Annotated in this window: 10 protein-coding genes and 1 pseudogene; 9 read left to right on the forward strand and 2 right to left on the reverse strand. The window is 68.5% G+C overall.

Annotated elements, in window-relative coordinates; genetic code table 11:
• The first annotated feature begins 83 nt into the window (after positions 1–83).
• The 7 genes and pseudogenes from gad (at position 84) to tsaD (ending at position 6,329) form a co-directional block, all read left to right on the forward strand.
• On the forward strand, positions 84–1,463 hold the full coding sequence (gene gad, locus AWC14_RS25325) for a glutamate decarboxylase (RefSeq protein WP_045384494.1): 1,380 nt from the start codon (positions 84–86) through the stop codon (positions 1,461–1,463).
• Between the two features lie 83 nt (positions 1,464–1,546).
• Positions 1,547–2,704, forward strand: a complete 1,158-nt coding sequence (gene alr, locus AWC14_RS25330) for an alanine racemase (RefSeq protein WP_142281839.1) — start codon at positions 1,547–1,549, stop codon at positions 2,702–2,704.
• Complete coding sequence (locus AWC14_RS25335) at positions 2,701–3,801, forward strand: alpha/beta fold hydrolase (RefSeq protein WP_045384496.1); 1,101 nt, start codon at positions 2,701–2,703, stop codon at positions 3,799–3,801. The genes alr and AWC14_RS25335 overlap by 4 nt, the downstream gene beginning before the upstream one ends.
• A complete protein-coding gene (tsaE, locus tag AWC14_RS25340; RefSeq protein ID WP_045384508.1) occupies positions 3,794–4,258 on the forward strand; it encodes a tRNA (adenosine(37)-N6)-threonylcarbamoyltransferase complex ATPase subunit type 1 TsaE in 465 nt (154 codons plus the stop codon). Before AWC14_RS25335 ends, tsaE begins: the two co-directional genes overlap by 8 nt.
• Positions 4,234–4,845 (forward strand): annotated as a pseudogene (gene tsaB, locus AWC14_RS29850) (tRNA (adenosine(37)-N6)-threonylcarbamoyltransferase complex dimerization subunit type 1 TsaB); the annotation flags it as partial. The gene tsaE and the pseudogene tsaB, both read left to right, overlap by 25 nt.
• Positions 4,825–5,307, forward strand: a complete 483-nt coding sequence (gene rimI / locus AWC14_RS29855) for a ribosomal protein S18-alanine N-acetyltransferase (protein WP_235216036.1) — start codon at positions 4,825–4,827, stop codon at positions 5,305–5,307. The pseudogene tsaB and the gene rimI, both read left to right, overlap by 21 nt.
• Positions 5,304–6,329, forward strand: a complete 1,026-nt coding sequence (gene tsaD / locus AWC14_RS25350; protein ID WP_045384497.1) for a tRNA (adenosine(37)-N6)-threonylcarbamoyltransferase complex transferase subunit TsaD — start codon at positions 5,304–5,306, stop codon at positions 6,327–6,329. The genes rimI and tsaD overlap by 4 nt, the downstream gene beginning before the upstream one ends.
• Here tsaD and AWC14_RS25355 read toward each other — a convergent pair.
• On the reverse strand, positions 6,326–6,949 hold the full coding sequence (locus AWC14_RS25355) for a C39 family peptidase (RefSeq protein WP_045384499.1): 624 nt from the start codon (positions 6,947–6,949) through the stop codon (positions 6,326–6,328). The two genes, tsaD and AWC14_RS25355, sit on opposite strands and share 4 nt — an antisense overlap.
• 287 nt (positions 6,950–7,236) lie before the next feature.
• Here AWC14_RS25355 and groES point away from each other — a divergent pair, with 287 nt between their 5' ends.
• Positions 7,237–7,539, forward strand: coding sequence for a co-chaperone GroES (groES, locus tag AWC14_RS25360; protein ID WP_045384501.1), 303 nt, complete (start codon positions 7,237–7,239; stop codon positions 7,537–7,539).
• Between the two features lie 83 nt (positions 7,540–7,622).
• Positions 7,623–9,239 carry a chaperonin GroEL gene (gene groL, locus AWC14_RS25365; RefSeq protein WP_045384503.1) on the forward strand — a complete coding sequence of 539 codons (1,617 nt, stop codon included), beginning with the start codon at positions 7,623–7,625 and terminating at the stop codon, positions 9,237–9,239.
• Between the two features lie 51 nt (positions 9,240–9,290).
• Here groL and AWC14_RS25370 read toward each other — a convergent pair whose 3' ends face one another.
• Entirely contained in the window at positions 9,291–10,058 is a 768-nt protein-coding gene (locus AWC14_RS25370) for an SDR family oxidoreductase (protein ID WP_045384505.1), read from the reverse strand.
• Positions 10,059–10,171 lie beyond the last annotated feature (113 nt).

The following is a 10,171-nucleotide window of genomic DNA, read 5'->3' on the forward strand; positions in this document are numbered from 1 at the left end:
ATGCAGCCTCACCCGCCCCACCCGGGGTCACAGCACAACGTAACAACACGAAGTAACTGCACCTACGAACTTAAGGATCTGCGATGCCCCATCCGTCCGTGCCCGCGCATTCGATCGCCCCCGCCTACACCAACCGGCTGTTCACCGCACCGGTGCCGGCGCTGCGGATGCCCGACGAGTCGATGGATCCGGAGGCCGCTTACCGATTCATCCACGACGAGTTGATGCTCGACGGCAGCTCCCGGCTGAACCTGGCCACGTTCGTGACTACCTGGATGGATCCCGAGGCCGGCAAGCTGATGGCCGAGACGTTCGACAAGAACATGATCGACAAGGACGAATACCCGGCGACGGCGGCCATCGAGCAGCGCTGCGTGTGCATGGTGGCCGACCTGTTCCACGCCGAGGGCCTCAAAGACGACGACCCCTCGAGCGCGATCGGCGTGTCGACGATCGGCTCGTCGGAGGCGGTGATGCTGGGTGGGCTGGCACTGAAATGGCGCTGGCGCCAGCGGGTGGGCAGCGATTGGAAGACCCGCACCCCGAACCTGGTGATGGGTTCCAACGTGCAGGTGGTCTGGGAGAAGTTCTGCCGCTACTTCGACGTCGAACCCCGGTACCTGCCGATGGAGGAGGGCCGCTATGTCATCACCCCCGAGCAGGTGGTCGAGGCGGTCGACGAGAACACCATCGGCGTAGTGGCGATCCTGGGCACCACCTACACCGGTGAGCTCGAGCCGATCGCCGGGATTTGCGCCGCATTGGACCGATTGGCCGCCGGTGGTGGCGTGGACGTCCCGGTGCACGTCGACGCTGCCAGCGGCGGGTTCGTCGTACCGTTCCTGCACCCCGACCTGAAGTGGGATTTCCGGCTGCCCAGGGTGGTGTCGATCAACGTCAGCGGACACAAATACGGGCTGACCTATCCCGGCATCGGGTTCGTGGTGTGGCGCAATCGCGAACATCTGCCCGAGGACCTGGTGTTCCGGGTCAACTACCTGGGCGGCGACATGCCGACCTTCACCCTGAACTTCTCTCGCCCCGGCAACCAGGTCGTCGGCCAGTACTACAACTTCCTGCGGCTGGGCCGAGAGGGCTACACGCAGGTGATGCAGACGCTGTCGGGGACGGCGCGGTGGCTGGCCGGGCGGCTGGCGGCGAGCGAGCACTTCGAGCTGATCTCCGACGGATCGGCCATCCCGGTGGTCGCCTTCCGGCTGACCGGGGACCGCGGCTACACCGAGTTCGACGTGTCCCACGAACTGCGAACCTTCGGCTGGCAGGTGCCGGCCTACACCATGCCGGACAACGCCACCGACGTCTCGGTGCTGCGGATTGTGGTGCGTGAAGGCCTGTCCGCCGACCTGGCCCGGGCCCTGCACGACGACGCCGTCACCGCGATCGGCCACCTGGACAAGCTCAAGCCGGGCGGGCACTTCGACGAGCAGCACTTCGCGCACTGACCGGTTTGGCGCCGGGCGTGGGCTTGTGTGACGCAAATCTGCCGGCAGCGTGCTTCAAGCCCACATTCGCGGCCTCTGGGACAATGGCCGGGATGATAGTGACAACTCCGGGCCTGATCGCCGAAGCGGCCGTCGACCTTCGCGCCATCGCCCACAACGTGCGGGTGCTGCGTGAGCACGCCGGCTCGGCGCAGGTGATGGCCGTCGTCAAGGCCGACGGCTACGGGCACGGCGCCACCCGGGTGGCCCGCACCGCGCTGGACGCCGGCGCGGCCGAGCTCGGTGTCGCCACCATCGAGGAGGCGCTGGCCTTGCGCGCCGACGGCATCACCGCGCCGGTGCTGGCCTGGCTGCATCCGCCGGGCACCGACTTTGCGCCCGCGTTGACCGCCGATGTCCAGATCGCGGTGTCGTCGGTGCGCCAACTCGACGAACTGCTCGACGCGGTGCGCCGCACGGGCCGGACAGCGGCGGTGACGGTCAAGGTCGACACGGGGATGAACCGCAACGGTGTGCGCGCCGCCGAGCATCCGGAGATGCTGACCGCGCTGCGCCGCGCCCTTGCCGACGACGCCATCCGATTGCGCGGCGTCATGTCGCATCTGGCTTGCGCCGACGAGCCCGAGCATCCCGCCAATGACCTACAGGCGCAACGGTTTCGCGAGATCTTGGCGCAGGCGCGCGAGCACGGCATGCCCTACGAGGTCGCGCACCTGTCGAATTCACCGTCGGCGCTGACCCGGCCCGACCTCGGCTTCGACATGGTCCGGCCCGGCATCGCGGTCTACGGGCTCAACCCGTTCTCCCAGCGCGACGACCTGGACCTGATTCCGGCGATGACCGTGAAAACCGTTGTGGCACTGGTTCGGCCGGTGCGCGCCGGTGAGGGCGTGTCCTACGGGCACACCTGGATCGCCCCGCGCGACACCAACCTGGCGCTGCTGCCGATCGGGTATGCCGACGGAGTGTTCCGCGCGCTTGGCGGACGTCTCGACGTGTTGATCAACGGGCGATTGCGCCGCGGGGTCGGGCGGATCTGCATGGATCAGTTCGTCGTCGACCTGGGCCCGGGCCAGCCCGACGTTGCCGAGGGCGACGAGGCGATCCTGTTCGGTCCCGGCACCCAGGGCGAACCCACCGCGCAGGACTGGGCCGACATGCTCGACACCATCCACTACGAAGTCGTGACCAGCCCGCGCGGTCGCATCACCCGGACCTACCGCGAGGCCGAAAACCGTTGAGCGGTGACGACGGGCGCAAGGCGCGCTGGTTGGCGGGTGCCGCCGGGCTGAGCGCGGTGGGCACCATCGCCGCGGTCTCGGTCGCCCGCCAGGTGACCCGCCGGGTCGTCGTCGACGACCCCTACGTCAACGAGAACTTCGAGGCGATCGACGGCGACCGCAGCTACGTGGTGACCACACCCGACGGAGTGCCGCTGGCGGTGCGCGAGGTCGGGCCGGTGGACGCGCCACTGACCGTGGTGTTCGCCCACGGATTTTGTCTTCGCATGGGCGCCTTCCACTTTCAGCGGATGCGGCTCTGCGACGAGTGGGGCCCGCGGGTCCGGATGATCTTCTACGACCAACGCGGGCACGGCCGCTCAGGGGAAGCCCCGCCGGAGACCTACACGATTACCCAACTGGGCAAAGACCTGGAGACGGTGCTGCAGGTGATCGCGCCGCGCGGGCCGATCGTGTTGGTCGGTCATTCGATGGGCGGCATGACGGTGTTGTCGCATGCCCGCCAATACCCGCAGCACTACGGCAGCCGGATTGTCGGCGCGGCGCTGATTTCGTCTGCGGCCGAAGGGGTTGCGAAATCGCCGCTGGGCGAGATCCTGCAGAACCCGGCCCTGGATGCCATCCGGTTCACCGCCCGGTCCGCGCCCAAATTGGTCCACCGCGGCCGCCATGTGGCGCGGTCGCTGATCGGGCCGATTCTGCGGGCGGCCTCCTACGGCGACTTCAACGTCAGCCCCAGCGTGGTGGCGTTTTCGCAGAAGATGATGCACGGCACCCCTATTCCGACCATGGTCGAGTTTCTGCACGCCCTGGAAACGCACGACGAGACCGCGGCGCTGGCCACGCTGGGCCGGATTCCGACGCTGGTCGTCTGCGGCGATCACGACCTGCTCACGCCCGACGAATACTCCCGCAAGATGGCCAGCGCGCTGCCGAACTGCGAGCTGATCATCGTCGGGCGGGCGGGTCATCTTGTGTTGCTGGGCAAGCCGGACCCGATCAACGAGGGCTTGGTGCGGCTGGTGAAGCGAGCGACCCCGGGCCGGCTGGCCGCGGTGAGTCAGCGCTGGCGTGAGCGGGTCCTTCGCCGTGCCTGAGACCGGCACTGCGACGCTGGAGCGCGTCGAGGACACCTTGGCGCTCGGCGCGCAGCTGGGCGCGCAGCTGCGCGCCGGCGACGTGGTTGTGCTGTCCGGTCCACTCGGTGCGGGAAAGACCGTGCTGGCCAAGGGAATAGCCGCGGCGATGGACGTCGACGGGCCGGTGACTTCGCCGACGTTCGTGCTGGCGCGGGTGCATCCGGCGCGGCGCGCCGGCGCCCCGGCGATGATCCACGTCGACATGTACCGGCTGCTGGATCACAGCGGCGCCGACCTGCTGGGCGAGCTGGATTCCCTCGACTTGGACACCGACCTCGAGGACGCCGTCGTGGTGGTCGAATGGGGCGAGGGTCTGGCCGAACGGCTTTCCGAGCGTCACCTCGACGTCCGCCTCGAGAGGGTCACCAACTCCGACGTGCGGATCGCGACCTGGCGGTGGAGCGGCCCGTGCTGATCCTGGCGATCGACACCGCAACCCCGGCCGTGACGGCCGGAATCGTGCGCGACCGTGAGGTGCTGGCCGAGCGGGTCACGGTCGACGCCCGCGCCCACGCCGAGCGGATCACTCCGAATGTGTTGGGCGCCTTGGCCGATGCCGGGTTGACGATGGCCGACCTGGACGCGGTGGTAGTGGGCTGCGGTCCCGGTCCGTTCACCGGTCTGCGGGTGGGCATGGCGAGCGCCGCCGCCTACGGGCACGCCCTGGGCATACCCGTGTACGGGGTGTGCAGCTTGGACGCCGTCGGCGCCCAGACCGCCGGCGAGACCTTGGTTGTCACCGACGCTCGCCGGCGCGAGATCTATTGGGCGCGTTACTGCGACGGGATCCGCGTCGACGGCCCCGCCGTGGACGCCCCGGCCGACGTCGACCCCGGCGCCGCGCAGGCGGTGGCCGGCTCACCCGAGCACGCGGCGCTGTTCGGCCTGCCCCACCGCGGGCCGACCCACCCGACACCGGCGGGCCTGGTGGCCGCGGTGTCCGACTGGTCGCACACCCCGCCGCCGTTGGTGCCGCTGTACTTGCGCCGGCCCGACGCGAAAGCACCTGAGGCACAAGTCACTTTCGGCCCGCTGACACCCGACGACGCCCGACGGTGTGCCGAGTTGGAGGCGTTGCTGTTCCCCGGCGACGATCCCTGGCCGAAGGCCGCATTCCTGCGCGAGCTGGCCGCCAAACACAACCGGTACGTGGCCGCGCGCGCCGGCGACCTGCTGGTGGGCTACGCCGGCATCTCGCGGCTGGGCCGCACGCCGCCGTTCGAGTACGAGGTGCACACCATCGGCGTCGACCCGGCCTACCAGGGCCGTGGGATCGGTCGCCGGCTGCTGAACAAACTGCTGGACTTCGCAGACGGCGGCGTCGTGCACCTAGAGGTGCGCACCGACAACGAGGCCGCGATCGCGCTGTACCGCAGCGCCGGTTTCACCGACGTCGGCCTGCGGCGGCGCTACTACCGGGTCAGCGGCGCCGACGCCTATACGATGAGACGAGACCCCGCATGACAACCATCTTGGCCATCGAAAGCTCTTGCGACGAAACCGGTGTCGGCATCGCCCGGCTCAACGACGACGGCGCCGTGACGCTGCTCGCCGACGAGGTGGCCTCCAGCGTCGACGAACACGTCCGGTTCGGCGGCGTGGTGCCCGAGATCGCGTCGCGGGCCCACCTGGAAGCGCTCGGCCCAGCGATGCGACGCGCGCTGGCCACCGCGGGCATCGAGCGGCCCGACGTGGTCGCCGCCACAATCGGGCCGGGGCTGGCCGGCGCGCTGTTGGTGGGAGTTGCTGCGGCCAAAGCCTATTCGGCCGCCTGGGACGTTCCGTTCTACGCCGTGAACCACCTCGGCGGACACCTGGCCGCCGACGTCTACGAGCACGGGCCGCTGCCGGACAGCGTGGCGCTCTTGGTATCCGGCGGGCACACCCACCTGTTGCATGTGCGCTCGCTCGGTGAACCGATCGTCGAACTGGGCAGCACCGTCGATGACGCCGCCGGGGAGGCCTACGACAAGGTGGCCCGGCTGCTGGGGCTCGGCTATCCAGGCGGCAAGGTGCTCGACGAGCTGGCCCGCACCGGCGACCGCGACGCGATTGTGTTCCCCCGCGGCATGACTGGCCCGCGCGACGATCCGCATGCCTTCAGCTTTTCCGGGCTCAAGACCGCCGTCGCCCGGTACGTGGAGAGCCATCCCGACGCGTCGACCGCCGACATCGCGGCCGGTTTCCAGGAGGCGGTGGCCGACGTACTGACCATGAAAGCCGTCCGCGCGGCGACGGAACTCGGCGTGGGAACCTTGCTGATCGCCGGGGGAGTGGCGGCGAACTCGCGACTACGGGAGTTAGCCGAAGAGCGTTGTGCCGCAGCGGGATTGACGTTGCGGATCCCGCGGCCCCGGCTGTGCACCGACAACGGCGCAATGATCGCCTCGTTCGCCGCGCATCTGCTGGCCGCCGGGGCGCCGCCGTCGCCGCTGGACGTGGCCAGCGACCCCGGCCTGCCGGTGGTGAAAGGCCAAGTGCGCTAACGGCCGGTTTGCCGGGTGACGATCAGCAAGTTGTTGCCGGTGGCCCAGGCTTGCGTGAAGGTGGCCATCGGGATCTGCTCGTCGCGGCCGTTGGGCGTGCCGCTGTCGTTGAGATGCACGATGTCGGTGCGGGTGTCGACGCCGGTGACGACGACGGCGTGGTCGGCCTGAGTGCGTTGGCCCTTGCCGGGCGGGTAGTTCCAGATGGTTTCGGCATTGAGCCCGGCGATGACCTTGTGACCGCCGGCCAGGTCCTGCTCCAGGCCGGCCATGGTGTTGCCGGTGGTGAGGTCGGATCGGATGCCGTATTTTTCCAGCAGCACCACCAGATCTTCGGGCGATGTGCCGTCGAACAAATAGATGCCGCCGCGGTGGACTTCGCTCTTGGTGAATATGCCGCGCAGCTCGATGCCGACTTGGGTCGGTTCTCTGCCGGTCAGCTGGCCGACCACGTCGGCGACGGCCATCAGACCGCAGTCTTCCTGGTGCTGGTAGCGCCAATAGGGGGCGGCGGCCCCCGGGTCACCGTACATCTGGCCGTTCGGGTCCGCGGCTGCGACCCCGGCCAGTCCGATCACGGCCGCGAGGATCAGCGTGGCCAGGACAGCGAGGCGAGTCATGACCTCATTATCAGCCGCCCGTCCGCGAGCGTGCGTGTCCCCGAGCGACACGCGCGGATGAACACCGGGTTTGCGCACCCTCGCGCCAATGGCGGCCTGAAGCACCGGGGGAGCCTTGAGTGCTAGCACTCTCGTGTATAGAGTGCTAGGTGGCAATCGGACACGCCCTGGTGTCGGCACCCGCGACGACGACGCGAGGGCACGGACGAATGCCGAAGCACCTGGTAATTCGGACAGTCCGGGGCGACCGCCCCGGACCTGCTACCAACTAGTGGAGGGCTCCAATCGTGGCGAGCGTGAACATCAAGCCACTCGAGGACAAGATCCTCGTACAGGCCAACGAGGCCGAGACCACGACCGCGTCCGGTCTGGTCATTCCCGACACCGCCAAGGAGAAGCCGCAGGAGGGCACCGTCGTCGCCGTCGGCCCCGGCCGGTGGGACGAGGACGGCGAGAAGCGGATTCCGCTCGACGTGTCGGAGGGCGACACCGTCATCTACAGCAAGTACGGCGGCACCGAGATCAAGTACAACGGCGAGGAGTACCTGATCCTGTCGGCGCGCGACGTCCTGGCTGTCGTCTCCAAGTAGCTAGAGGCGTGTTCCGCCCCGGCGATCCCCGCCTATGCGGGTGATTTCCGGGGCGGACCGCTCTACAGAGACAGGAAAGACTGATGAGCAAGCTGATTGAATACGACGAAACCGCCCGGCGCGCCATGGAATTGGGCGCCGACAAGCTGGCCGACGCGGTGCGGGTCACGCTGGGTCCGCGGGGCCGGCATGTCGTGTTGACCAAGGCCTGGGGCGGACCGATCGTCACCAACGACGGCGTCACCGTGGCCCGCGAGATCGACCTGGAAGACCCGTTCGAGAACCTGGGCGCCCAGCTGGTCAAGTCGGTGGCCACCAAGACAAACGATGTCGCCGGCGACGGCACCACCACCGCGACCGTGCTGGCGCAGGCTCTGATCAAGGGCGGGCTGCGGCTCGTCGCGGCCGGCGCCAACCCGATCGCGTTGGGTTCGGGCATTGGCAAGGCCGCCGACGCGGTGTCCGAGGCGCTGCTGGCCTCGGCGACCCCGGTGGCCGGCAAGACCGGCATCGCGCAGGTGGCCACTGTGTCGTCGCGCGACGAACAGATCGGCGAGCTGGTCGGCGAGGCGATGACCAAGGTCGGCCATGACGGCGTGGTCAGCGTGGAGGAGTCCTCGACGCTGACCACCGAGCTGGAGTTCAGCGAAGGGATCGGCTTCGACAAGGGCTACCTGTCGGCGTACTTCGTCACCGATTTCGACGCCCAAGAGGCCGTGCTCGAGGACGCGCTGATCCTGTTGCATCGCGACAAGATCAGCTCGCTGCCCGACCTGCTGCCGCTGCTGGAGAAGGTTGCCGAAGCCGGCAAGCCGCTGCTGGTCGTCGCCGAGGACGTCGAAGGCGAGGCACTGGCCACGCTGGTCGTCAACGCCATCCGCAAGACGCTCAAGGCCGTCGCGGTCAAGGCGCCGTATTTCGGTGATCGGCGCAAGGCGTTCCTCGAGGACCTCGCGGTCGTCACCGGCGGTCAGGTGGTCAACCCCGACGTGGGGCTGCTGCTGCGCGAGGTCGGCCTTGACGTGCTGGGCACGGCCCGTCGCGTGGTGGTCACCAAGGACGACACCGTGATTATCGACGGTGGCGGCACGCAGGAGGCGATCGCGGCGCGGGCCAAGCAGCTGCGCTCGGAGATCGAGACCACCGACTCCGACTGGGACCGCGAGAAGCTCGAGGAGCGGCTGGCCAAGCTGGCCGGCGGGGTTGCCGTGATCAAGGTCGGCGCCGCCACCGAGACCGCGCTCAAAGAGCGCAAGGAAAGCGTCGAGGACGCCGTGCACGCCGCCAAGGCCGCCGTCGAGGAGGGCATCGTGGCCGGTGGCGGCACCGCGTTGATCCAGGCGCGCAAGGCCCTGGCCGACCTGCGCTCGTCGCTGTCCGGCGACGAGGCGCTGGGCGTCGACGTGTTCTCCGAGGCGCTCAGCGCGCCGCTGTACTGGATCGCGACCAACGCCGGGCTCGACGGGTCCGTCGTGGTCAACAAGGTTGCCGAGCTGCCCGCCGGGCATGGGCTGAACGCGGCCACGCTGAGCTACGGCGACCTGGCCGCAGACGGCGTCATCGACCCGGTCAAGGTCACCCGCTCGGCGGTGCTCAACGCCGCTTCGGTGGCCCGCATGGTGCTGACCACCGAGACGGCCGTCGTCGACAAGCCGGAGGAAGAGGCCGAGCACGACCACCATCACGGTCACGCTCATTAGGTAACTGCGCGGAGCGCCCCCGGTCTCACATGGCCGGGGGCGCTTCATCATTCACCAACAGGTGTAGCCGCCGTCGATCACGACGTCCGAACCAGTCATGTAGCTCGACGCGTCGCTGGCCAGATAGAGGTAGAGGCCGATGAGTTCCTCCGGCCGGCCGAGGCGTCCGAGCGGGATCTTCGGCTCCCACAAGGCGTGGTAGTCGGCATAGGGCTCGACCAGTTCGGTGAGGATGTAGCCCGGGCTCACGCTGTTCACCCGGATGTTGTGCGGCGCGAATTCCATCGCCATGGCCTTGGTCAGGTGGATGACGGCGGCCTTCGAGGCGCAGTAGTGGCCGACCTGCTGCGGGGTGTTGACGATGTGGCCCGACATCGACGCGGTGGTGATGATGCTCCCGGCGCGCTGTTGCGCGACCATGGCCTTCGCCGCGGCCTGAGCGGTGAGGAAGACACCGTTGACGTTGGTGTCCTGGATGCGTTGAAACTCCTCCAGTCGCATCTCCAGCAAGCCGTCGAAGTTGATGATCCCGGCGTTGCACACCGCGATGTCGATCCCGCCCAATTCGTCGTCGACTCGGTTCAGCATCGCGTCCACCGACTCCGGCTGGGTGACATCGCAGGTGATGGGTACCGCCGTCCCGCCGCCATCGACGATGTCTGCCGCCAGTTCCTGCAGCGGCTCGTCATGTCGGGCCGCGAGCGCCACCGCGGCCCCGGCTTGCGCATAGGCCAGCGCCACTTGCTTGCCGATACCGCTCGAGGCGCCGGTCACGAGAGCGTTCTTGCCATGCAGCGCAAAGAGATTCAGTACGTCCACTCTCGCTCACACCCTTTCCGCTCGATCAGACCTTAGCCTGAATCCGTGGATCAGTGATTTGGTGTCGTCGCGGGGCTGATTCTTGCACGAGTGGGGCGGTTGGGATTGGCGTG

Origin of the sequence: Mycobacterium kyorinense, from assembly GCF_002101735.1 — a bacterium.
Taxonomy (GTDB): domain Bacteria; phylum Actinomycetota; class Actinomycetes; order Mycobacteriales; family Mycobacteriaceae; genus Mycobacterium; species Mycobacterium kyorinense.

What these genes read in the sequence shown, in the direction of transcription:
- gad (WP_045384494.1), top strand. Translation starts at nt 84, where the DNA reads ATGCCCCATCCGTCCGTGCCCGCGCATTCGATCGCCCCCGCCTACACC.
- alr (WP_142281839.1), top strand. Translation starts at nt 1,547, where the DNA reads ATGGCCGGGATGATAGTGACAACTCCGGGCCTGATCGCCGAAGCGGCC.
- tsaD (WP_045384497.1), top strand. Translation starts at nt 5,304, where the DNA reads ATGACAACCATCTTGGCCATCGAAAGCTCTTGCGACGAAACCGGTGTC.
- AWC14_RS25355 (WP_045384499.1), bottom strand. Translation starts at nt 6,949, where the DNA reads ATGACTCGCCTCGCTGTCCTGGCCACGCTGATCCTCGCGGCCGTGATC.
- groL (WP_045384503.1), top strand. Translation starts at nt 7,623, where the DNA reads ATGAGCAAGCTGATTGAATACGACGAAACCGCCCGGCGCGCCATGGAA.